The 21,928-nt window shown below is 67.2% G+C and carries 20 protein-coding genes and 1 tRNA gene; 12 read left to right on the forward strand and 9 right to left on the reverse strand.

Features of this window, described 5'->3' with window-relative positions:
• Positions 1-38 precede the first annotated feature (38 nt).
• The 5 genes from PV762_RS01565 (at position 39) to PV762_RS01585 (ending at position 2,986) form a co-directional block, all read left to right on the forward strand.
• Positions 39-1,310, forward strand: coding sequence for an aspartate kinase (locus tag PV762_RS01565; RefSeq protein ID WP_067269429.1), 1,272 nt, complete (start codon positions 39-41; stop codon positions 1,308-1,310).
• A 121-nt stretch (positions 1,311-1,431) separates the two neighbouring features.
• Positions 1,432-1,524: transfer RNA gene (locus PV762_RS01570), tRNA-Ser, on the forward strand.
• Between the two features lie 133 nt (positions 1,525-1,657).
• Positions 1,658-2,299 carry an FMN-binding negative transcriptional regulator gene (locus PV762_RS01575; RefSeq protein WP_421033264.1) on the forward strand — a complete coding sequence of 214 codons (642 nt, stop codon included), beginning with the start codon at positions 1,658-1,660 and terminating at the stop codon, positions 2,297-2,299.
• 152 nt (positions 2,300-2,451) lie between these two features.
• Positions 2,452-2,718 carry a hypothetical protein gene (locus PV762_RS01580; RefSeq protein ID WP_421033265.1) on the forward strand — a complete coding sequence of 89 codons (267 nt, stop codon included), beginning with the start codon at positions 2,452-2,454 and terminating at the stop codon, positions 2,716-2,718.
• Entirely contained in the window at positions 2,711-2,986 is a 276-nt protein-coding gene (locus PV762_RS01585) for a hypothetical protein (protein WP_421033266.1), read from the forward strand. The genes PV762_RS01580 and PV762_RS01585 overlap by 8 nt, the downstream gene beginning before the upstream one ends.
• A 107-nt stretch (positions 2,987-3,093) precedes the next feature.
• On the opposite strand, the gene PV762_RS01590 is transcribed toward PV762_RS01585, so the two are convergent.
• Complete coding sequence (locus PV762_RS01590; RefSeq protein WP_421033408.1) at positions 3,094-4,776, reverse strand: 4Fe-4S dicluster domain-containing protein; 1,683 nt, start codon at positions 4,774-4,776, stop codon at positions 3,094-3,096.
• Positions 4,777-5,052: 276 nt separating this feature from the next.
• On the opposite strand from PV762_RS01590, the gene PV762_RS01595 reads away from it, so the two are divergent.
• From PV762_RS01595 to PV762_RS01605, 3 genes are all read left to right on the forward strand, one after another.
• Positions 5,053-5,454, forward strand: coding sequence for an OsmC family protein (locus tag PV762_RS01595; protein ID WP_421033267.1), 402 nt, complete (start codon positions 5,053-5,055; stop codon positions 5,452-5,454).
• 144 nt (positions 5,455-5,598) lie between these two features.
• Entirely contained in the window at positions 5,599-6,381 is a 783-nt protein-coding gene (locus PV762_RS01600) for an SDR family oxidoreductase (protein ID WP_421033268.1), read from the forward strand.
• 16 nt (positions 6,382-6,397) lie between these two features.
• On the forward strand, positions 6,398-7,051 hold the full coding sequence (locus PV762_RS01605; RefSeq protein WP_421033269.1) for a YceH family protein: 654 nt from the start codon (positions 6,398-6,400) through the stop codon (positions 7,049-7,051).
• A gap of 143 nt (positions 7,052-7,194) precedes the next feature.
• Here the strand turns inward: PV762_RS01605 and PV762_RS01610 are convergent, their stop codons facing one another.
• The 8 genes from PV762_RS01610 to PV762_RS01645 all read right to left on the reverse strand — a co-directional run bounded on the left by PV762_RS01610 (position 7,195) and on the right by PV762_RS01645 (position 16,680).
• Positions 7,195-8,019, reverse strand: coding sequence for an enoyl-CoA hydratase/isomerase family protein (locus tag PV762_RS01610; protein WP_421033270.1), 825 nt, complete (start codon positions 8,017-8,019; stop codon positions 7,195-7,197).
• Entirely contained in the window at positions 8,016-9,272 is a 1,257-nt protein-coding gene (locus PV762_RS01615) for a CaiB/BaiF CoA transferase family protein (RefSeq protein ID WP_421033271.1), read from the reverse strand. The genes PV762_RS01610 and PV762_RS01615 overlap by 4 nt, the downstream gene beginning before the upstream one ends.
• Before the next feature lie 11 nt (positions 9,273-9,283).
• The gene (locus tag PV762_RS01620; protein ID WP_421033272.1) at positions 9,284-10,264 is read right to left on the reverse strand and encodes a Bug family tripartite tricarboxylate transporter substrate binding protein; all 981 of its coding nucleotides are present in this window, start codon (positions 10,262-10,264) and stop codon (positions 9,284-9,286) included.
• 62 nt (positions 10,265-10,326) lie between these two features.
• Positions 10,327-11,307: a LysR family transcriptional regulator gene (locus PV762_RS01625; protein ID WP_421033273.1), complete on the reverse strand. Its 981-nt coding sequence runs from the start codon at positions 11,305-11,307 to the stop codon at positions 10,327-10,329.
• A 7-nt stretch (positions 11,308-11,314) separates the two neighbouring features.
• On the reverse strand, positions 11,315-13,627 hold the full coding sequence (locus tag PV762_RS01630; protein ID WP_421033274.1) for a xanthine dehydrogenase family protein molybdopterin-binding subunit: 2,313 nt from the start codon (positions 13,625-13,627) through the stop codon (positions 11,315-11,317).
• Complete coding sequence (locus PV762_RS01635) at positions 13,624-14,610, reverse strand: FAD binding domain-containing protein (RefSeq protein ID WP_421033275.1); 987 nt, start codon at positions 14,608-14,610, stop codon at positions 13,624-13,626. The genes PV762_RS01630 and PV762_RS01635 overlap by 4 nt, the downstream gene beginning before the upstream one ends.
• The gene (locus PV762_RS01640; protein WP_421033276.1) at positions 14,607-15,161 is read right to left on the reverse strand and encodes a 2Fe-2S iron-sulfur cluster-binding protein; all 555 of its coding nucleotides are present in this window, start codon (positions 15,159-15,161) and stop codon (positions 14,607-14,609) included. The genes PV762_RS01635 and PV762_RS01640 overlap by 4 nt, the downstream gene beginning before the upstream one ends.
• Positions 15,162-15,264: 103 nt before the next feature.
• Positions 15,265-16,680: a M20/M25/M40 family metallo-hydrolase gene (locus tag PV762_RS01645; RefSeq protein ID WP_421033277.1), complete on the reverse strand. Its 1,416-nt coding sequence runs from the start codon at positions 16,678-16,680 to the stop codon at positions 15,265-15,267.
• Positions 16,681-16,897: 217 nt separating this feature from the next.
• On the opposite strand from PV762_RS01645, the gene PV762_RS01650 reads away from it, so the two are divergent.
• The 4 genes from PV762_RS01650 to PV762_RS01665 all read left to right on the forward strand — a co-directional run bounded on the left by PV762_RS01650 (position 16,898) and on the right by PV762_RS01665 (position 21,926).
• Complete coding sequence (locus PV762_RS01650; protein ID WP_421033278.1) at positions 16,898-18,556, forward strand: cellulase family glycosylhydrolase; 1,659 nt, start codon at positions 16,898-16,900, stop codon at positions 18,554-18,556.
• Between the two features lie 242 nt (positions 18,557-18,798).
• Positions 18,799-19,641, forward strand: a complete 843-nt coding sequence (locus PV762_RS01655) for a hypothetical protein (RefSeq protein WP_421033279.1) — start codon at positions 18,799-18,801, stop codon at positions 19,639-19,641.
• 105 nt (positions 19,642-19,746) lie between these two features.
• Complete coding sequence (locus PV762_RS01660) at positions 19,747-20,700, forward strand: hypothetical protein (protein ID WP_421033280.1); 954 nt, start codon at positions 19,747-19,749, stop codon at positions 20,698-20,700.
• Between the two features lie 56 nt (positions 20,701-20,756).
• Positions 20,757-21,926: an epoxide hydrolase family protein gene (locus tag PV762_RS01665; RefSeq protein ID WP_421033281.1), complete on the forward strand. Its 1,170-nt coding sequence runs from the start codon at positions 20,757-20,759 to the stop codon at positions 21,924-21,926.
• The last annotated feature ends 2 nt before the right edge of the window (positions 21,927-21,928 follow it).

Below are 21,928 nucleotides of genomic sequence, written 5' to 3' on the forward strand. Positions count from 1 at the left end.
AATCGCCGATCCACCCGCAGCAGGCCTTTGACACTCCCATGGCATTGATCGTTCACAAGTACGGCGGCACCTCGATGGGGTCGACCGACCGCATCCGCAACGTGGCCAAGCGCGTCGCCAAATGGGCGCGGGCAGGTCACCAGATGGTGGTAGTCCCCTCGGCGATGAGCGGCGAGACCAACCGCCTGCTCGGCCTGGCCAAGGAGCTGTCGCCCGGCAGTTCGTCCCCGTCGCTGATGCGCGAGCTCGACATGATCGCCTCGACCGGCGAGCAGGTCTCCGTCGGCCTGCTGGCGATCGCGCTGCAGGCCGAGGGCATGGACGCCGTCAGCTACACCGGCTGGCAGGTCGGCGTGTCGACTGACAACTCGTACACCAAGGCCCGCATCGAGAGCATCGACGACGCGAAGGTCAAGGCCGACCTCGACGCCGGCCGCGTGGTCGTGATCACCGGCTTCCAGGGGGTGGACGAGGACCGCAACATCACGACGCTGGGACGCGGCGGTTCGGACACCTCGGCGGTGGCGATCGCCGCGGCGATCAAGGCCGACGAATGCCTGATCTACACCGACGTCGACGGCGTCTACACGACCGATCCGCGCGTCGTCCCGGAAGCGCGCCGCATGAGCACCATCAGCTTCGAGGAGATGCTGGAGATGGCGTCGCTCGGCTCCAAGGTGCTGCAGATCCGCTCGGTGGAATTCGCGGGCAAGTACCGCGTGCCGATGCGCGTGCTGAGCAGCTTCACGCCCTGGGACATCGACATCGACGAAGAAGCCAAGTCCGGCACCCTGATCACTTTTGAAGAGGACGAACAAATGGAACAAGCCGTCGTCTCCGGCATTGCATTCAACCGCGACGAGGCCAAGGTGACGCTGCTGGGCGTGCCGGACAAGCCCGGCATCGCGTTCCAGATCCTGGGCCCGGTGGCCGACGCGAACATCGACGTCGACGTCATCATCCAGAACGTGTCGCAGGACGGGAAGACCGACTTCTCGTTCACGGTGCACCGCAACGACTACCAGCGCGCGATGGAGCTGCTGGAGAAGGTCGTGGGACCGGCGGTGCAGGCCGCCAAGGTGACCGGCGACCAGCGCATCTGCAAGGTGTCCATCGTGGGCATCGGCATGCGCTCGCACGTGGGCGTGGCGTCGAAGATGTTCCGCTCGCTGTCGGAAGAGGGGATCAACATCCAGATGATCACGACCAGCGAGATCAAGACCTCCGTCGTCATCGACGAGAAGTACATGGAGCTGGCGGTGCGCGCGCTGCATCGCGCGTTCGACCTGGACCAGGACATCGAGGCCTGAGGTCGGGTCTGAGTTCTGAAGAGAAATCCGGAGCGCGACTGTCGCGCGGCGAGAGGATGAATCGACTGGAGTTTTGGTCGAGGGGTCAAAAAGCCATGCTATAGTCGCTGCTTCTCCGGTTGGAGACGTGACCGAGTGGCCGAAGGTGCTCCCCTGCTAAGGGAGTATGTGGGCAAAACCTGCATCGAGGGTTCGAATCCCTCCGTCTCCGCCAACCAGATGCAAACCCCCGCAGCGCAAGTTGCGGGGGTTTTTGCATTCCGGGGTGAGTGAAGGCATGCCAGACGACTGGCGTGGGTCAGGAAAACTTTCAGCGGTCGTCGGGCGATGTGTCCTAAAGTCATCGCATGTACACGCCCAAGCATTTCGATCTGCCGGACCTGTCGCATGCCCGGCTGATGATCCAGGAGCATCCGCTGGCCACGTTGATGCTGATCGATCCGACGCATGGCCTGTCGGCGACGCCGGTCCCGATGATCTGGGGTGCGCCGACCGATGCGGCGGACGGCTCGGGCTGGTGGCTCGAAGGCCACCTGGCGCGCGCGAACCCGCACATCGCCGCATTGAAGTCGGAGGAACTAGGCGAGGTGCTCGTGCAGTTCAACGGCCCAGGCGCCTACATCTCGCCGAGCCACTACGACACGCCGCTGTCGGTGCCGACGTGGAATTACCTGACCCTCCAGGTCCATGGCCGCGTTCAGATCATCGACGAAGAGCACGCGAAGGACGCGCTGCTCAAGCGCCTGATCGCAACGCAGGAGCCCGACTACGCCGCGACGTGGCGTGGCTTGCCGGAGGACTTCCAACGCAAGATGCTGGGCGCGATCGTCGGCTTCCGCGTGCCGGTCGACCGCTGGACCATGAAGGCCAAGATCAGCCAGAACCGCAGCGCCGCCGAGCGCGAGCGCATCCTCGCGCACCAGGAGCATCACGGCTCGCTGGAGGAGCAGATCCTCGCGAGATGGGTGCGCGAACTCGCGCCGCGCTGAGCGAGGGATCGCTCACGGGGTCAGGTCTTGCCTGATCGCGCCTGATCTGCCATCTAGGACTTCCCCGAACACGCCCAGCAAGTTTGGGTCAGTGATCTTCGAGACGCGTCCTCCTAACGTTGCGCTCTGCAACAACGCAAGGAGATGGCGACGTGACAGAGGAAGAAAACAAGGGTTGGGCGCGGCGAGAAGTGTGGAAATTTCTTCTGCGCTGCGCCTTCGGATTCTTCGTCGCGTTCATCGTGAAACTGGCAGGGTTCGGCGAAAGGATTCCGAACTTTGTCCTCAAGATGGGCTCGATGCTTTGCATCTTCTATCTCCTGGATTTGTTGTATCGAACATGGCGGCATCGCAGTCATGGAGCCCATCGGCCGCTTGGCGCTAAGGGCGATCAACCAATTGGAGAAGAAGATGTTTGAAGAACTCAGTGAAGAAGAGATCGACTGTGTGTCCGGTGGCATGGGCAATGGCGGTGGCGGCCCGATGAAGGTCTCTCAGCTGGACAAGGGATCCGGTCACAGTTCATGTACCGACGGCGTTTTCAGCGGAATGGTGGGAGGCTTGGTTGCCGGTCTTTCGATGGCAAACCCGCTCATTTTTGCGGGGACATTCGGGGGGCTCACGCTGGCTGGGGCGGTGGGAGGTGGCTGCTTCCGCAACCCTCCACCAAAGACCATGCAGGAGTGATCCACCGCTCCTGATCTGACGTCAATCGACGTCGACCAAAAGCACGAAGGCCCGCTGCAAGCGGGCCTTCTCTTTGTCGGGAGGGGCGGCCTTGGGGCCGCTGCCGATCACATGCTCACGTAGTTCGGCCCGCCGCCGCCTTCCGGCGTGACCCAGACGATGTTCTGGGTCGGGTCCTTGATGTCGCAGGTCTTGCAGTGCACGCAGTTCTGCGCGTTGATCTGCAGCCGCTGCGATCCCGCATCGCCGACGAACTCGTAGACGCCGGCCGGGCAGTAGCGGGCCTCGGGCCCGGCGTATTTCGCCAGGTTGACCTGCACCGGCACGCCGTCGTTCTTCAGCGTCAGATGGGCCGGCTGATTCTCTTCATGGTTCGTGTTGGACACGAACACCGACGAGAGCCGGTCGAAGGTCAGCTTGCCGTCGGGCTTCGGATACTCGATCTTCGGCATCTCCGACGCGGGGCGCAGGAAGACGTGATCGGGCTTGTCGCGGTGCAGCGTCCACGGCGGCGTCTTGATGCCCAGCTTGGGCAGCAGCCACTGCTCGATGCCCGTCATCAGCGAACCGACGATCGTGCCCTTCTTGAACCAGGCCTTGAAGTTGCGCGATTGATCCAGCTCCTCGCGCAGCCAGCTCTTCTCGAAGGCCGCCGGGTAGGCGTTCAGCTCGTCGAGCGAGCGACCCGCGGCCAGCGCCTCGGCGATCGCGTCGGCGCACATCATCCCGGACTTGATCGCGGCATGGCTGCCCTTGATGCGCGCGGCGTTCAGGTAGCCCGCGTCGTCGCCGACCAGCGCGCCGCCCGGGAAGACCTGCTTGGGCAGGCTCAGCAGCCCGCCGGCGGTGATCGCGCGCGCGCCGTAGCCCAGGCGCTTGCCGCCCTCGATGTGCTTGCGGATCGAGGGATGCGTCTTCCAGCGCTGCATCTCCTCGAACGGCGACATCCACGGGTTCTGATAGTCGAGGCCTACCACGAAGCCCAGCGTCACCTTGTTGCCTTCCAGGTGGTACAGGAAGCCGCCGCCGTAGGTCGCGTTGTCCAGCGGCCAGCCGGCGGTGTGCACGACCAGGCCGGGCTTGGCCTTGTCGGCCGGCACTTCCCACAACTCCTTGATGCCGATGCCGTAGGTCTGCGGATCCTTCCCGGCGTCGAGCTGGAACTTCGCGATCAGCTGCTTGCCCAGATGGCCGCGCGCGCCTTCCGCGAAGATCGTGTACTTGCCGTGCAGCGCCATGCCGAGCTGGAAGCCCTCGTGCGGCTCGCCGTCCTTGCCCACGCCCACGTTGCCCGTGGCGACGCCTTTCACGCGGCCCTGCTCGTCGTAGACGATCTCGGCGGCGGCGAAGCCGGCGAATATCTCCACGCCCAGCGCCTCGGCCTGCTGCGCCAGCCACTTCGTGACGTTGCCCAGCGAGATCACGTAGTTGCCGTGGTTGTGGAAGCAGCGCGGGATCAGCGCCTGCGGCGTGTCGGTCTGCCCGGACTCGCTCAGGAACAGCACCTGGTCGCCGGTGACCGGCTGGCCCAGCGGCGCGCCGAGTTCCTTCCAGTTGGGGAACAGCTCGGTGATCGCGCGCGGATCCATGACCGCGCCGGACAGGATGTGCGCGCCGGCCTCGGAGCCCTTCTCGAGCACCACCACCGAGATCTCCTGACCCTTCTCCGCGGCGATCTGCTTCAGGCGGATCGCGGTCGAGAGGCCGGCGGGACCGCCGCCGACGACGACCACGTCGTAGTCCATGCTGTCGCGCGGACCGTACTGGGCGATGAGTTCTTCGGAGGTCATGGTCATCCTTGCTCGTTCTAGTCGGAGTCCTGGCCGGCACCGGCGGGCGGCGGGGCCGGCTCGCTGTCTGGCTGGGGCGGTTTGCGGCGCATTCTAGCCGCGTGAACGGAAAAAAGAACGGTCGTGCTATTTATGAAGTAGAGAGGCGGGTCGACTGGGCGGTGCCGCCCACGCCAGCGACGCGCGATGTCCGCTCGGCGTGACCCGAACGGGAGTGCCCCGTCCTCGGCACGCGCCGTACCATGGGCCGCCATTCAATCCCGCCACGGAGCCTCCATGAGCATTCACGTTCAACGCGACAAGACCGGGCCGATGCGCCAGACGGTGAGCATCCGCCAGCATGTGATGACCGCCGACCAGTCGGTCGAGGGCGGCGGCGAGGACGCCGGTCCCGACGCGCACGAGCTCTACGACGCCGCGCTGGCGTCGTGCAAGGCGCTGACGGTGCTCTGGTACGCGCGGCGCAAGGGCATGGCACTGGAGGACGTCCTGGTGGACGTGGAGAGCGATCGCTCGCAGGAGCGTCAGGGGCTCTACAAGCTGAAGGCGTCGCTGACCTTCGTCGGCACGCTGAGCGACGAGGAACGCCAGCAGCTGCTGGCAGTGGCGGACAAGTGCCCGGTGCACAAGCTGATGACGCAGGTGAAGACCGAGATCGAGACGGTGATGGCGGGCTGATGTCCGACTGATGGCCGGCCGATGCTCGACTGATGGTTCGCCGATGGTCGGGTGACGCCGGCGGGTCATCGCGGGGCGGGTCTTGCGTGCTATCGTGATCGGCACCTGTCCGGTCACACGAGAAGTTTTGCGAGAGACCTTGCCATGAGCTACAGCATCGATCTGGAGGGCCGTGTGGCCCTCGTCACGGGCGCGTCCAGCGGATTGGGCGCGCAGTTCGCCAGGACCCTGGCGAAGTCGGGCGCCTGCGTGGTGCTGGCGGCCAGACGCGTGGACCGCCTGAAGGACCTGCGCGCGGAGATCGAGGCCGGCGGCGGCGACGCGCACGTGGTGCAGATGGACGTCACCGACCTGGAGAGCATCGCCGCGGCGGTGGCACGGGCGGAGACCGAGGTCGGCACGCTGGACATCCTGATCAACAACTCCGGCGTCAGCACGACGCAGCGACTGGTCGACGTGTCCCCGGAGGACTTCGACTACGTCATGGACACGAACGTGCGCGGCGCTTTCTTCGTCGCGCAGGAAGTGGGCAAGCGCATGCTGGCGCGGGCGCGCGGCGCGGCGCCGGGCACCTACACGGGCGGCCGCATCGTCAACATCGCCTCGATGGCGGGGTTGCGGGTGCTGTCGCAGATCGGCGTCTATGCGATGAGCAAGGCGGCGGTCGTGCACATGACCAAGGCGATGGCGCTGGAGTGGGGCAAGTTCGACATCAATGTCAACGCGATCTGCCCCGGCTACATCGACACGGAGATCAACCACCACCACTGGCAGACGGACCAGGGGCGGAAATTGGTGGAGCTGCTGCCGCGCAAGCGCGTGGGCACGCCGCAGGACCTGGACACGACCTTGCTGATGTTGTGCGCGAAGGAAAGCCACTTCATCAACGGCGCGATCATCCAGGCGGACGACGGATTCGGCGTTTGAGGAAAGAAGCGAGGCGATGGCTGTGAGAGAACTGAGCGCGCTGGAAGCGCGCGTGCTGGCGGTGCTGGTGGAGAAGGAGTCCACGGTGCCGGACAGCTACCCGATGTCGCTGAACAGCCTGACCCTGGGCGTGAACCAGAAGACCGCGCGCGATCCGGTGATGAACGCGAGCGAGTCGGATGTGGCCGCGGTGCTCGACGAGCTGAAGGCGATGAGCCTGGTCAACAGCGTGAGCGGCAGCCGCGTGGCGCGCTTCGAGCACAACATGAAGCGGGTACTGGGCGTGCCGGGGCAGGCGGAAGCGCTGCTGGCGGTGCTGATCCTGCGCGGCCCGCAGACCTCGGCGGAGCTTCGTCTGAACTGCGAGCGCCTCCACCGCTTCGCGGACGTGTCGTCGGTGGAGGGATTCCTCGACGAACTCGCGGCGCGCGAACCCGCGCTGGCGGTGAAGCTGGCGAAGGCGCCCGGCGCGCGCGAGGCGCGATGGGCGCACCTGCTGAGCGGTGAGCCGGCGGTGCCGGTGTACGTGGCGTCGGCGGCGTCGTCGTCGAGCGCCAGCTCGTCATCCAACAGCGCGCGCGATGAAGAGATCGCGGCGCTGCGCGCCGAACTCGATCAACTGAAGGCGGTGGTGGCGAAGATCCAGGCGGAGCTCGGCATTTCCGACTGACTGCCCAGGCTGCTGGCCCTCACCCCCGCCCTCTGCCGCAAGCGGGAGAGGGAGTGAGAATGCACCGAGCTGACCTCCCGATGGCGCCACCTTTCTTACTCCCTCTCCCGCTTGCGGGAGAGGGCAGGGGTGAGGGTCGGGGTCTATGCACCGCGCCACACCGGCTTCCTCCGCTCCGTGAACGCGCTAACGCCTTCGCGGAAGTCCGCGCTGCCGTAGCACTGGCGGATGAGGTCGTCGACGTCGGGCAGGTTGCTCGACGTGAGCCGGCGCAGGATCTCCTTGCTGACCGCTTGCGTCACCGGTGCGAGCGGGCTCAAGCGCTCGCAGAGCGCGTCCCGCGTGGCATCCAGCTCCTCGGCGGTGCAGACCGCATGCAGATAGCCGCACGCGAGCGCCTCATCCGCGAGCATTGACTCCGCCAGCAGCAGCATGCGTCGCACGCGTTGCGTTCCCCACGCGGCCTGCAGCCGCGCGATGTTGGCCGCCGACAAGGTGTTGCCCAGCGTGCGCGCGATGGGCACGGCAAACTTCGCATCCATCGTCGCGATGCGGAAGTCGCAGGCCGTCGCGATCGCCAGACCGCCGCCGACCGCCCAGCCTTCGATCACCGCAACGGTGGGCATCGGCAACTGCTCGATGAGCTGGATGCCGCTGTCGATGCGCTGCTCGTAGGCGACGCCGTCGTCGCCGCCGAGTTCGCCGTCCCGGAAGTCGAGGAACTGCGCGATGTCGGTGCCGGCGACGAACGCCTGTCCGCCCGCGCCACGGAACACCACGACGCGGATCTCCCGATCGCGCGCGAGCGCTTCGCAGTGCTCAGCGAGCTGCCCGTACATATCCCAGGTCATCGCATTGCGCGCCTCGGGCCGATCGAAGGTGATCATGGCGATCGCGCCCTTGCGGCTCAGGCGGGTGGCGCCTTGGCCCGTGCGCTCGCCAGGCGCTTGATTCGCGCTCCCGCTCATGCGCCCGCCTTCGCGCGCTTCTCGCCGAACGCGCCGGCCTCCGCCAGCGCGCGCAGCTCCGCCGCGCCGATGCCGTATTCCGCCATCACCTCGTCGATATGCTGCCCCAGCAGCGGCGGCGGATGCCGCACCTCCTGCGGCGTGCCCAGCAGTTTCACCGCGAAGCCAATGTTGGGCACGGTGCCTTCGTTCGGGTGTTCGATCTCGATGCGCATCTTGCGGTGCTTGCCGTGCTCGCTGTTGAACGCCTGCGGATACGTCAGGATGGGCCCCGCCGGAATGCCCGCGGCCAGCATCCGTTCGATCCAGTGCTCGGTGGTGTCTTGCGTGAAGCTGCGCTCCAGCGACTCGATCAACGCCTCACGATTCGCGAGTCGCAAGGCCACGGAGCCGAAGCGCTCCTCAGCGAGCAGGTCGGTCCGCTCCAGCAGATGGCAGAGCTTCGTCCACAGCTTCTGATTCGTCGCGCCCATGACGAAGTAGCCGTCCGACGCCTTCACCGCCTGGTACGGCGCGCTCATGCGGTTGGAGGTGCCCAGCGGCGTCGGCTCGCGGCCGGTGCCCCAGTACTCGCAGGTGTCCCAGACCGAGAAGGCCAGCGCCGAGTCGAACAGCGACGCATCCACGTACTGCCCGCGCCCGGTGGCCTTCGCGCCGATGTACGCGGACAGCGCGCCATAGACCGCGAACAGCGCGCAGCCGATGTCGGCCACCGGCACGCCGGCCTTCACCGGCGGCCCGTCGGCATACCCGGTCACGCTCATCACGCCCGACATCGCCTGCGCCATCAGGTCGAAGCCCGGCCGCTCCGACCACGGGCCCGACTGGCCGAAGCCCGAGATGCTCACGTACACCAGCGCGGGGTTGATCGCGCTGAGCGTCTCGTAGTCCATGCCCAGCCGCTTCATCGCGCCGGGGCGGTAGTTCTCCAGCAGGATGTCGGCGTCCTTGACCATGCGGCGCAGCACGTCCTTGCCCGCCTCGGCCTTCAGGTCGAGCGTCACGCTGCGCTTGTTGCGGTTCATGTTCAGGAAGCCCATGCTGTCGGGCCCCTTCATCTTGAAACCCATCGCGCCGCGGGTCTGGTCGCCTTCGGGCGGTTCGATCTTCACGACGTCGGCGCCGAGGTCGGCCAGCAGCATGCAGGCATACGGGCCGGCCATGACCTGGGTGATGTCGAGGACGCGCACGCCCTTGAGCGGCAACGGCCGCGAGGTTCCAGTCGATCCAGTCGATTCAGTCGATGCGGTCATCGGTACTTCCTTCAGGCTTCGACGCGGACGTTCGCGTCCTTCACGACCTTCGCCCACTTCGTGCATTCGGCCTGGATGTAGGCGCCGAACTTCTCGCTGCTGCCGCCGGCATCTTCCGCGCCGAATTCATCGAGCTTCGCGGCGATCTCGGGCAGGGCGAGCACCTTGTTCACGTCCTGGTTCATGCGCAGGACCATCTCGGCGGGCATGCCCTTGGGACCGACCAGCCCGTACCACGACGCGGCGTCCAGGCCGGGACAGCCGGACTCCGCCAGCGTCGGCACGTTGGGATAGCTCTTGGCGCGCTTGACCCGCGTCTGCGCGATCGCCGTGACCTTGCCCTGCTTGATGAAGGGCGTGGCCGCGGTCATGGTGTCGAAGGCGAAATCGATCTGGCCGCCCATCAGGTCGACGAGCAGCGCGGACGAGCCCTTGTAGGGCACATGCGTGGCCTTGACCTTGGTGGCGAGCATGAACATCTCAAGGGCCAGGTGTTGCGCAGAGCCGATGCCCGACGAGCCGAACGAGACCTGACCCGGCTTGCCGCGGCACAGTTCGACGATCTCCGGCACGGTGCGTACCTTCTGCGTGTCCACGCAGGTGAGCACGTTGGGCGTGACGCCGACCATGACGATGGGGGAGAAGTCGCGGCGCGGGTCGTACTTGACGTTGGGCATCAGCGCCGGCGCGATGGCGTTGCTGTTGACGTGGGCCATCAGCAGGGTGGTGCCGTCGGCGGGCTGCTTGGCGACGTAGTCGGCCGCGATGACGCCGGTGGCGCCGGGCTTGTTCTCGACCAGCACCTGCGTGCCCCACATGACGCTGAGCTTCTGCGCGAGCACGCGGGCCAGCACGTCGGTGCCGCCGCCGGCGGCGAAGCCGACGATGATCCGCACGGGGGCGGTGGGCAGCGGCGCTGCGCGCGCCAGGAAGGGCAGGGCGAGGGCGCCCAGGCCGGCGAGTCCGGCGCTGGTGAAGCTTCTGCGGCGCATCGTTGTCTCCAGTCGTTGTTGTGGGGACGACTATTGAGCAACGAGGGGCCGGGCGGCCATCGCTAATTCAGCGGAGCAGGTTTCGCGGAATTCGTACGCGCGGCTTCCGTGTGCGCGAAATTGGTCCGGGCGAAAGTCGTCCGCGCGAAGACTTCGGCGACGCTCATGGCGGCCGGCGAGAGACTGTCGGCGGGCCGGCAGCACAGGACGAACCGGCGTTGCGCCCAGGGCTCGGGGATCTCCACGCGCAGGAAGCGGGCGCCGCCCGCGACGGTCTTCGCCACCGCCTTGGGCATCACGCCGACGCCGAGGCCCTGCGCGATCAGCGCCGCGATGCTGTCGAATCCGCCGACCCGCATGCGCATGCGCAGCAGGCGGCCGGACTCGTGGGCCAGCTTCTCGAGCAGGGCGGAGATGGCGGACCCCTCGCCCAGGCCGATGACGTCGCAGGCGAGGATGTTGTCGAGCGTGGCCGGCGCGTGCGCGAACAGCGCGTGACCCCGCGGCGCGACGAGCATCAGTTCATCGCCGTGATACGGCATCGTCGGCAGGTCCACCGCGCCGAGCGAGGCCTCGAAGATGCCGACGTCGGCGGTGCCGCGCGTGAGCGCCTGCTGGACGTTGAGGCTGTTCATCTCCTGCAAGTCGATGCTCACGCCGGGGCAGGCGGCGGCGCAGCGCTCGATGTCGGCGGGGACGAACTGCAGCACGGCCGACTTCGGCGCGGCCAGGCGGACGACGCCCTGCGCGCCGCCGACGAAGGAGGCCGCGTCGTCCTGCATGCGCAGGACGGTGTGGGTGATGTTGCGGGCGTGGGCCAGCATGGCGCGGCCCGCGTCGGTGAGCGTCATGCCGTGCGGGCGGCGCTGGAACAGCGGCAGGCCGAACTGCGCCTCCAGCTCGGCGATGCGCCGCGACGCCGCGGCCGGCGCGATGTGCAGCCGCTCCGCCGCCCGCGTGACGCCGCCGAGCTCGGCGGTGGCGATGAACAGGTGGACCGTGGTGAGGTCGAAGTGCGGGCGGGCGGGGAGCTTCAGCGTCATCCGCCGATTACATCAGGTCGTCCAGTCGTATCGGCAGGTCCCGCACCCGCCGCCCGCAGGCGTTGAAGACCGCGTTCGCCACCGCCGCGCCGACGCCGGTGATCCCGATCTCGCCGACCCCGTGCGCGCCCATCGGCGTGTGCGGATCGGCGATGTCGGTCCAGATCACGTCGATCTCGGGCACGTCCATGTGAACGGGCACGTGGTACTCGGCCAGACTGGGATTCATGATCCGGCCGTTGCGTTCATCGAATTGCGTCTCCTCGGTCAGGGCCAGGCCCAGGCCCATCACGATGCCGCCACGGAACTGGCTGGACGCCAGCTTCGGATTGATGATGCGGCCGCAGTCGAAGGACCCGAGGAAACGGCTGACGCGCGGTTCGCCGGTGATCGCATTCACACGCACCTCGCAGAACATCGCCCCGAACGAATGCATCGACCAGTGCTGCATCTCCAGCGGCGGCGGGGCGCTGGCCTCGACGGTGAGGTCCTCGCGCTTCGCGGCGGTCAGCAGGTGCGCCAGACGCTGCTGCCGCCCCGGATCCTCCCGGCTGACGAGCGCGCCGTCGCGCGCCTCGACGTCCTCGGCTTTCAGTCCGTGCAGCGGCGACGCCTTGTCGGCCAGCTTCAGCAGGCCCTCGATCAAGGCGTCGCAGGCCAGCATCACCGCCTTGCCGATCGACGCGGTCTGTTGCGACCCGCCCGCCAGCACCAGGCCGGGGAAGGTCGAATCGCCGTAGCTGAAGTCGACGTCCGCCATCGTCAGGCCGAGCCGCTCCGCCGTGATCTGCGTCTGCGCGGTGGCCGTGCCCATGCCCATCTCGTGCGCGGCGATCTGGACCCTGACGCGTCCGTCGGCGGACAGCGTGAGCCTGGCCGCGCCGCCGGGCATGCGGTAGTAGGGGTAGGTCGCCGTCGCGCAGCCGAAACCGACCAGCCACTCGCCCTCCCGCCGCGCGCCGGGCCGGGCGTGGCGGTGCTGCCATCCGAAGCGCTCGGCGCCCGCCCGGTAGGCCTCGGCCAGGTGACGCGACGAGAAGGGCGTGCCGGTCGTCGGATCCTTCTCCGGCTCGTTGCGCAGGCGCAGCGCGATCGGGTCCATGTCCAGCGCGACCGCCAGTTCGTCGATGGCCGACTCCAGGGCGAAGGTCCCGACCGACTCGCCGGGCGCGCGCATGAAGGTATTGGCCAGCATGTCGACCTCGGCGGTCTGCACGTCCAGCTTGAAGCTGCCGGCGCCGTACACGCACTTCGCCGGCAGGATGAAGGGCTCCGGCATGTTGTTGTGCGGGGTCATCGCGACGGTGCCGGTGTGGATCAGCGCGTCGAAGCGGCCGTCGGTCTGCGCGCCGATGGCGACGCGCTGCTCCGTGCAGGTCCGTCCGCCGACGACGCGGTGCACGCCCTCGCGGGACAGCATGATCCTCACCGGCCGTCCCGCCAGCCGCGAGGCCGCGGCGGCGAGCACCTGATGCCGCCACAGCGTCTTGCTGCCGAAGCCGCCGCCGACGAAGGGCGAGGTCACATGCACCTGCTTCTCGTCGATGTCGAAGATCTGGGCCAACGTCCAGGCGGAGTGCGCCACGCCCTGCGACGCGTCGTGCACATGGAGCTCATCCCCTTGCCAGGCCAGCGTCGCCGCGTGGAGTTCGATCGGGTTGTGGTTGTAGCGCGGCGTCGTGTAGGTGGCGTCCACGCGGTGCGGCGCGGCCTGCAGCGCGGCCTCGGCGTCGCCGATCTCCGTGTGCAGCGGCTCACCCTGGAAGACGCCGGTCCTGGTGCCCTTGGCCTTCGCCTCGCCGAACGAGGTCGTGGCGGGCGCGACCGCGTAGGTCACCCGGATCAAGGACGCGGCGTGATCGGCCTGTTCCTGGGAATCGGCCAGCACCAGCGCGATCGGCTGACCGTTCCAGTGCACGGCATCGTCCTGCATCACCGGCAGGTCGTCGCCACCCGCCGCCTTCTCCTTGGTGAGGAACAGCGGGGAAGGCTTCATCTTGGGTGCGTTGCGGTGCGTCATCACCAGCGCGACACCCGGCGCGGACTCGGCGGCGGCCGCGTCCAGCGACGACACACGGCCCTTCGCGATGGTGCTGAAGACGAGCGACGCGTAGACCAGGCCGTCCATGGGGAACTCGGCGGCGAAGCGCGCCTCGCCCTTGACCTTCAACGGACCGTCGACGCGCGACACCGACGCGCCGACGAGGCCCTGGCGGCGCTCGATCAGCGGGTCCGGCCTGCCGCCCGGCATCCAGGCATCGGGGGCGACCTCGATCGCCTTCTTCATCACCGCCTGTGCGGCGTCCTTGATCAGGCTCATGGCTGGGTCTCCGTCAGTTGGTCCAGCACGGCGATGACCGTGCGGCGTGCCAGATCGATCTTGAAGGCGTTGTGACGCAGCGGCCGGGCATCGGCCAGTTCCGCATCGATCGCGGCCAGGAAGGCCGCTTCCGTGGCCGGCTGGCCCTTGAGCAGCGCTTCCGCCTTCAAGGCGCGCCAGGGCCTGTGGGCGACGCCGCCGAGCGCCAGCCGGACGTCCTTCACCAGGCCGTCCTGCAGATCCAGCGCGGCGGCCACCGACACCAGCGCGAAGGCGTAGCTCGACCGGTCGCGCACCTTGCGGTAGGTGGAGCGGGTGGCGAACGCCAGTGCCGGGAGTTCGACGGCGGTGATCAGCTCGCCGGACCGCAACTGCGTGTCGATCTCGGGGCGGTCCTTGGGCAGGCGATGGAGGTCGATCAGCGGCAGCGAGCGGTCGCCGTCCGGATGCCGCAGATGGACCACCGCGTCGAGCGCCGCGAGCGCGACGCACATGTCGGACGGATGCGTCGCCACGCAGGTCGGCGAAGCGCCGAGGATCGCGTGCATGCGGTTGAAGCCGTCCAGCGCGTCGCAGCCCTGACCGGGCTCGCGCTTGTTGCAGCGCGAGCCGTCGCTGTCGTAGAAGTAGGCGCAGCGCGTGCGCTGCAGCAGGTTGCCGCCGACGGTGGCCATGTTGCGGATCTGCGCCGAAGCGCCGGCGACGATCGCGCGCGACAGCAGCGGGAAGCGCTCGCGCACGGCGGGATGGGCGGCCAGCGCGGTGTTGCGGACGCCGGCGCCGATGGTGATGCGGCCGTCGTCATGCGCGGTGATGTCGCTGTCGAGGCCGGTGACGTCGACGAGCGAGTCCGGCCGCTCCAGCGTCTCGCGCAGGAGATCAACGAGATTGGTGCCGCCGCCGAGGTACTTCGCGCCCGGCGCCGCACCCTTGAGCAGCGCCTCGGCCGGATCGGCGGCGCGTGTGTAGATGAAGGGTTTCATCGCGCAACCTCCGCGACGTTCTCGTCGGCGGCGGTCGCGGCAACGACGGCGGTCTCCGTGACGACGCCGGCGGCGATCGCCTCGACGATGCCGTTGTAGGCGCCGCAGCGGCAGAGGTTGCCGCTCATGCGTTCGCGCAGTTCCTCGCGCGTCAGCGGGATCACGCGCGCCTTCAGGTCCTGCGTCACATGGCTGGGAACGCCGCGACGACATTCATCCGCCATGCCCACTGCAGAACAGATCTGACCGGGCGTGCAGTAGCCGCACTGGAAGCCGTCATGCTCGATGAAGGCCTGCTGAAGCGGGTGCAGGCCGTCCGCGCCCGCCAGCCCTTCGATGGTGGTGATCGAGCGTCCCGCGTACTGCACGGCCAACGCCAGGCAGCCGAGCACGCGTTCGCCGTCGGCCAGGACGGTGCAGGCACCGCAGGCGCCCTGGTCGCATCCCTTCTTCGAGCCGTGCAGGTGCAGATGCTCCCGGAGGAAGTCGAGCAGGGAGACCCGCGGGTCTTCGGGCAAGGGGACGGTGGTCCCGTTGATGATGATGGACACGGTACGACCTCCGGTAAGACGATGGGAGGAGGTCGGCAACCCGGATGCCCGATGCCGGGTCGCTGTACCGGGCGCGCTGAATGCGCGCCGGCGTCCCCGGGGATCAGGACGCCAGGCGCTTCGCGAGGCGATACATGAATTCGTGGAAGTCGTTGAGCGATTTCACGCGGATGTGCTCGTTGAGCCCGTGCACGCCGCTGGGCTCGACGCCGGAGAAGGTGCCGACGCCGTAGGTCCAGATGCCCGCGTTGTTGAGGAAACGGCCGTCGGTCGTCGCCACCAGCATGGTCGGGATCACCGGCACGCCGGGCCAGAACTCCGCGGCGGTGCTTTCGACGGCCTGGATCACGAGCGGCGACATCGGCGGCTGCGGCGAGGCCAGCGCCTCGTTGATGGCGCGGACGCTGATGCGCTCGTCGGCCATCACCTTCACCAGCGTCTTCCGTACGTCGTCCGCCGACTGGCCCGGCAGGATGCGGCAGTTCACCGTCGCCCGGGCACGTTGCGGCAGCGCGTTGGTCGCGTGGCCGGCGTCGATCATCGTCGCCACGCAGGTGGTGCGCACGCTCGAGTTGTAGACCGGGGATTTCGCCCACAGGCGTTCCAGCGCCGCGGTGTCGGTCGGCTTCGCCAGGAGCCCGCGCAGATCGGCCGCGATGTCCTGGTTGGCGTCGAGCGTCGCGACCCGCTCGAAGTAGGCGCGGGTCGTGTCGTTGAACTGGATGGGGAAGTCGAACCTGGACAGGCGCGCGAGACCGTCGGCGAGACGGTAGATCGCGTTGTCGCGTACCGGCACGGCGCTGTGGCCGCCGGGGTGCGTCACTTCGAGTTCATAACCGACGAAGACCTTCTCGCCGATCTGCAGGCTGTAGGAGACAGGCCGCTCGTCCTTGTCGAGCGTCCCCCCGCCGCCCTCGTTGAGCGCGAGCTCGGCGTCGATCAGCGCGCGGTGGTGCTTGAGCAGGTAATCGAGCCCGTCCCACGTCGACGGGATGATCTCCTCGTCGCAGGTGAGCGCCATGATGATGTCGCGTTTCGGGACGAGCTTCTCCTCCTTGTAGCGGAGCATGTTGCTCACATGCGTGGCGACCTGCGACTTGTCGTCGGAGGTGCCGCGACCGTAGTAGACGCCGTTCTCCTCGATGAGCTTGAACGGGTCGCGGGTCCAGTCCTCGCGCTTCGCCTCGACGACGTCGAGATGCGCGACCAGCAGCAGCGGACGCTTCTCGCCGCTGCCCTTCAGGCGCAGCACGAGGTTGCCTTTCGTCGGCGCGTCGGGCGGGACGATGAGCTGCATGTCGCCGTCCGCGTAGCCGGCGTGCTTCAGGCGCTTCGCCATCGCCTCGGCGGCGACGGTGCAACTGCCCGATGAGTTGGTCGTGTTGGTCTCGACGAGTTCCTTGAAGATCTCGTGGAAGCGGCGCAGCTCGCGCGGCGGCGTGGCGTCGGCGGCGAGCGCCGCGGCGTTGGGGATGAGGATCGAAAGCGCGACGGCGAGCGTCGACCAGGTTCGGTTCATGGCGGCCTCCCTTGGAACAGGCGTCCGCGCTGGCCGAGCGCGACGCCGGGCCATGCTCCTACGAAGGGGAGGTCGGGGCGCTAGCGGCAAACCCTGAGCCTCCGGCGCGGGACGCGCGTGAATGTGTCCTGGGGTTACCCAATCTCACGAGACGCGCCCGGAAGAGCTTCGACACTGCGCGCAGTCATCCAAGCTTCCATTTCATTCAGGGACCGTCATGCACGCCATTCCTCGTCGACTCGTCCAACGCCTCAGTCTCATTGCGCTCGCCTGCGGCGCGATCGCGCCCGCCCACGCGGCGCTCAGCCTGACGATCGCGCAGGATGTCTGGTCCGGCGGCTTCTGCTCGCGCGCCACCATCCGCAATCCCGGCAGCACGGCCAGCGGCGCGTGGACGCTGCGCTTCGAGATGCCCAAGGGGCAGTTGAACGGTACCTGGAACGGCCAGTTCAAGAATGAATCCGCCACCACGGTGGCCGTCACCGGCATCAGCTGGAACTCGCCGACGGCCCCGGGGCAGAGTTTCGAAGTCGGCTTCTGCGGCACCGGCACGGCGCCCAGCCCGACCTCGTTCCGCATCGCCGAGGCCGGTGCGCCCGCGCCGTCCCCAGCGCCGGCACCTTCGCCCGCGCCCGCACCAGCACCGGCTCCTGCACCTGCACCTGCACCTGCACCTGCACCTGCACCTGCACCCGCACCCGCACCTGCACCTGCACCTGCACCTGCACCTGCTCCTGCACCTGCAGGCGATCTCTCCGTTCCGGCGACGGGCCAGTTCAAGCTGCCGTTCAGCGTCGCGACGGATGGCCGCATCCTCGACAGCCAAGGCGTTGCGGTCTCGATCCGTGGCGTCAACTGGTTCGGATTCGAGACGCAGGACCTGGTGGCGCACGGTCTCTGGCAGCGCAACTACAAGGACATGATCGGCCAGATGAAGGATCTGGGCTTCAACGCCGTGCGGCTGCCTTTCTGCCCGGCGACGCTGCGGTCCACGGGTCGTCCGAGCGGCGCGCTGAACACCAGCGTGAATCCCGACCTGGCCAACAAGACGCCGCTGCAGGTGCTGGACCGCATCGTGGCCGAGTTCGCGACACGCGGCTTCTACGTGCTGCTCGACCATCACCGTCCGGACTGCAACGCGATTTCCACGACGCCGCAGATTCCCGGCTACACGATGGACCAGTGGGTGGCCGATCTGCAGTTCGTCGCCGACCGCTACCGCAACGTTCCGAACGTCTTCGCGATCGACCTGAAGAACGAGCCGCACAGCACCGGCGGTTCCGGCGCCTTCTGGGGCACGGGCGACATCAGCAACGACTGGAAGCTCGCGGCGGAGCGTGCCGGCAGCGCCGTGCTGAGCAGCAACAGCAAGCTGCTGGTGTTCGTCGAAGGCGTGTCCGACAACCAGGGGCGATGCGAGAACCCCGATGCCCACTGGTGGGGCGGCAACATCGAGCCGGTGGCCTGCTATCCGATCGACGAGACCAAGATCCCGAAGCACCGGCTGGTGCTGTCGCCGCACATCTACGGCCCGTCGGTGAGCGGGCAGCCTTACTTCAACGACGGCACGGGTTTCCCGAACAACATGCCGGCCATCTGGCAGAACCACCTCGGCCGCTTCATGGGGAAGAACGCCGTGGTGCTCGGCGAGTTCGGCGGCCGCTTCACCGACAAGGATCGCCAGTGGCAGGTCAAGTTCGTGGACTGGCTGAAGTGCAAGGGCGTGCGCAACTTCTTCTACTGGTCCTGGAATCCGAATTCCGGCGACACCGGCGGCATCCTGCAGGACGACTGGCAGAGCGTGTCGCAGGACAAGTACAACAACCTCAAGCGGCTGTGGGACGGCTCGGCGGTGGACGCGAACGTGTGCAAGTAGGCGGGTAACCGCTGGCGTCGCGCTGAGCGGATGCTCCGGGCGAGCCTCTCTAGCGGCACAAAGAAGCACGGGCCGCAAAGGCGGCCCGTGTTCGGTATAGGGGAAAAGGAGAGTGCAGCGGGTCTTAACCCAGCCTGCACCTCCAGTTCCTGGCTTTTTCGGTGGCGCGGGTCAAAGCTGACCTCGCGGCGTACGGCTATTCTAACCGGAGGGACTCTCCGACTAGCAACGCCCGCCATCGCATGCGAATCGATCAACGCCTGACCCCCGCACTTCTCGGCATCAACGCTCGGCAGCACCTGTTTCTCGGCGCGTGGTTCAACCTGGTCCATGAGCATTCGCTCGATTCCTACCGCGTTCGGGCGATGAATCCATTGAACATTGTCCGCGAACTCCAGCGGATGTTCGAGCCGCCAGCGGACGAGAGCGACTGCAGGGTCGTGGCGGAGGAAGCGTTGGAGATCCTGGACAAGCACCCGGTCATCGTCGATCGCGCTAGCCACTACGTCGCTTTGAACGACGCGGTCTTGCTGATCTCAGAAGCAGTGAAGTCGAAGGAGGGCGGCTTCAGGAAGAACGCTCTCCTGTTGAAGTCTTTCGTCAGGGAACTCGAAGTGTCGTTGGCGCGGCATTTTCTGCAGGACTGCTTCGAATGGATGGAGCAGGAGCTTCTTGAGATTCCCGACGAGGAAACCCTTCAGCAACGCGTCCTCAGTGACGGAAACATCGATCGGGTCTGCCGCGACATCCTCAGTGTTTCGCACGATGAAGGGTTCAGTCTGGAGAGTCTGTTCCACCTCTATCGTGTCTTCGTTCCCAGCGTCGAGCGAGGCGCCGTTCCTGAGGTTGAGCCGGCGCCGCTTCCATTGCCCGGTCCGGTTGAGGATCAGGGGCGCATGCCGTCCGCAGCACCGACGCCGGCACCCTATGACTTCGCCGAGTGCTTTGCCCGAGTGAAACGCGTGATCCTGACAGAACCGCAGGAGCGCCGGCTCATCTTTGTCATCACGGGATGTACAGACGAAGCGGCCGAGGTGTGTTGTGGAAATTTCGGGGCCATCACGATCTCGGAAGTGCCACCGTAGCTGCCGGCGGAGACGCCGAAGACAGCGAAGAATCTGTTCTCTTCCCACCCTCGTCGACTCTTCGCGACTGCCATCGTCAAGAGCAAGGATGGACGTTCCGCGGGGTTGGACGCCTACCGACAGATCGGCCAGATCCTGGACCTGATGCGCTTCGAATACGACACGCCGCAGATTCAGGCCGGCACGCGATTTCTGCTGCATGACGAAGAGGACTTCCGCCTGCTACATCTGCCGCAACTGATTCCGAATCCGGAGGCGGAACCGCCGACCAGGAGCTTGCAGGAGTTCGTGGACCATCTGACCGCCTTGGCCGCACGGGATCCTTCTCAGACGGAGACGAGGGATCGGATCTTCTCCGCCTTCCGGCTGTACCGACTCGGCACAGGTACCAGCATGTTCGACAACAAGCTGGTGAACTGGTGGACAGGAGTCGAGTATCTGACCAGTGGCACCAAGACTTCCGGGGGCATCGGCGACAAGGTGAAAAACGCCTTGGCTCCTACATTGGCATTGACCTACTTGCCGAAACATCTGACGACGTTCCGTGCGGCACTGGCCGGCTTGAACTTGGCGGTGACGAGCGGCACGGAGCTCGTCCCGGTCAAGGACTGCTCCCACGCGTTGCTCTACGCGGCGTTCAAGGACCCGGCGCAACGCCAGACGCTGGAGGCGGGTTGCGCGCATGAACCCTATCTGTGGAAGCATCTGTCGGCGTTCATGGATGGACTGGGATCGCCGGGCAAGACGGCGGCGATGCTTCGCGCGCACGACCGTCGCGTCCGATGGCAGATCGAACGTATCTACCGGGCACGCTGCGACATCGTGCATGCAGCACGGCAGGTTGTCATGGCGAGCCTCCTTTGCGCAAACCTGGAGTACTACCTTCGCACGACGTTGAAGTCGATGCTCAAGGTGTTTGCGGGCGTTCCGACGTTGACAGGACCGGCGGAATTCTTTGAGCGCCAGCGCCACCGGCTAGCGCAAATCCTGCTGGAACTGGATCCGGCGGATCGTCGGTCCACGGGAAGCGATGCGTCGCTTCTGGCCTTGCTGGATTGATGAGGCTACGCGCCACAATCGCAGCCTGTCTTCAGATGCGACTCTCCGGAGATCCCATGCGCGTCGTCCCCTTCAAGATCCATGTGCCCGAAGCGCGGCTGATCGACCTGCGTGAGCGCCTGTCGCGGGGCCGCTGGCCCGCGTCGCTGGACGAGGCCGGCTGGACGGACGGCACCTCGCTCGCGTTCATGCGGCGCCTCGTCGCGCACTGGCGGGATCGCTTCGACTGGCGTGAGCAGGAAGCGCGGCTGAACACGCTCAGCCATTTCATGGCCACCGTCGACGGCGCCGACGTGCACTTCATCCATCAGAAGAGCGCGACGCCGGATGCGTTCCCGCTGGTGCTGACGCACGGCTGGCCGGGCTCCGTCGTCGAGATGACGCACATCGTCGGGCTGCTCACCGATCCGGCCGCGCACGGTGGCGATGCCGCCGACGCGTTCGACGTCGTCGTGCCGTCGCTGCCGGGTTACGGCTTTTCTCCCGCGCCGAAGAGCGCGGGTGTCGACTCGCGCGAGATCGCGGGCCTGTGGCACGGCCTGATGCAGGGTCTCGGCTATCAGCGCTTCGGCGCGCAGGGCGGCGACATCGGCGCAGGCGTGTCGACGTGGCTCGCGCGGCGCTTCCCGGAGGACGTCGTCGGCATTCATCTCAACTACATTCCCGGCGGCTTCCGGCCCCATGTCGACGAGCAGCACGCGCCCGTCACGGACCAGGAACGCGCCTTCCAGACGATGGCCGCCGGCTGGTACGCGGAGGAGGGCGCCTACGCCGCGCTGCAGGGCACCAAGCCGCAGACGCTGGCGTATTCGCTGGCGGACTCGCCGGTGGGGCTGGCGGCGTGGATCGCCGAGAAGTTCCGCTCCTGGAGCGACTGCGGCGGCGACCTCGAAAGCGTCGTGTCGCTGGACGAGCTGCTCACCGACATCTCGCTCTACTGGTTCAACGACAGCATCACCGCGTCGCTGCGGCTCTACAAGGAGAATCGCGCCCGCCCGCATGTCTTCGAGCCCGGCGAGCGCGTGACGCCGCCGATGGGCATGGCGCTGTTCCCCAAGGAGCTGCCGACGCCGCCGCGCTCGTGGGTGGCGCGCGCCTACGACGTCAAGCGATGGGAAGTGATGCCGCGTGGCGGGCACTTCGCGGCGCTGGAGCAACCCGAGCTGCTGGCCCAGGAGATCCGCGCGTTCTTCCGCCCGCTGCGCGCGCAACTGAACCGAGGATGACC

The sequence above is a fragment of the Mitsuaria sp. CC2 genome, assembly GCF_048957715.1.
Lineage (GTDB): Bacteria > Pseudomonadota > Gammaproteobacteria > Burkholderiales > Burkholderiaceae_C > Roseateles.

Coding starts and splice junctions, on each gene's coding strand:
- PV762_RS01600 (WP_421033268.1), top strand. CDS start 5,599: ATGAGCTACAGCATCGATCTGGAGGGCCGTGTGGCCCTCGTCACGGGC.
- PV762_RS01650 (WP_421033278.1), top strand. CDS start 16,898: ATGCACGCCATTCCTCGTCGACTCGTCCAACGCCTCAGTCTCATTGCG.
- PV762_RS01615 (WP_421033271.1), bottom strand. CDS start 9,272: ATGACCGCATCGACTGAATCGACTGGATCGACTGGAACCTCGCGGCCG.
- PV762_RS01565 (WP_067269429.1), top strand. CDS start 39: ATGGCATTGATCGTTCACAAGTACGGCGGCACCTCGATGGGGTCGACC.
- PV762_RS01635 (WP_421033275.1), bottom strand. CDS start 14,610: ATGAAACCCTTCATCTACACACGCGCCGCCGATCCGGCCGAGGCGCTG.
- PV762_RS01590 (WP_421033408.1), bottom strand. CDS start 4,776: ATGACCTCCGAAGAACTCATCGCCCAGTACGGTCCGCGCGACAGCATG.
- PV762_RS01645 (WP_421033277.1), bottom strand. CDS start 16,680: ATGAACCGAACCTGGTCGACGCTCGCCGTCGCGCTTTCGATCCTCATC.
- PV762_RS01630 (WP_421033274.1), bottom strand. CDS start 13,627: ATGAGCCTGATCAAGGACGCCGCACAGGCGGTGATGAAGAAGGCGATC.
- PV762_RS01585 (WP_421033266.1), top strand. CDS start 2,711: ATGTTTGAAGAACTCAGTGAAGAAGAGATCGACTGTGTGTCCGGTGGC.
- PV762_RS01665 (WP_421033281.1), top strand. CDS start 20,757: ATGCGCGTCGTCCCCTTCAAGATCCATGTGCCCGAAGCGCGGCTGATC.
- PV762_RS01575 (WP_421033264.1), top strand. CDS start 1,658: ATGTACACGCCCAAGCATTTCGATCTGCCGGACCTGTCGCATGCCCGG.
- PV762_RS01655 (WP_421033279.1), top strand. CDS start 18,799: ATGCGAATCGATCAACGCCTGACCCCCGCACTTCTCGGCATCAACGCT.
- PV762_RS01610 (WP_421033270.1), bottom strand. CDS start 8,019: ATGAGCGGGAGCGCGAATCAAGCGCCTGGCGAGCGCACGGGCCAAGGC.
- PV762_RS01595 (WP_421033267.1), top strand. CDS start 5,053: ATGAGCATTCACGTTCAACGCGACAAGACCGGGCCGATGCGCCAGACG.
- PV762_RS01620 (WP_421033272.1), bottom strand. CDS start 10,264: ATGCGCCGCAGAAGCTTCACCAGCGCCGGACTCGCCGGCCTGGGCGCC.
- PV762_RS01605 (WP_421033269.1), top strand. CDS start 6,398: ATGGCTGTGAGAGAACTGAGCGCGCTGGAAGCGCGCGTGCTGGCGGTG.
- PV762_RS01625 (WP_421033273.1), bottom strand. CDS start 11,307: ATGACGCTGAAGCTCCCCGCCCGCCCGCACTTCGACCTCACCACGGTC.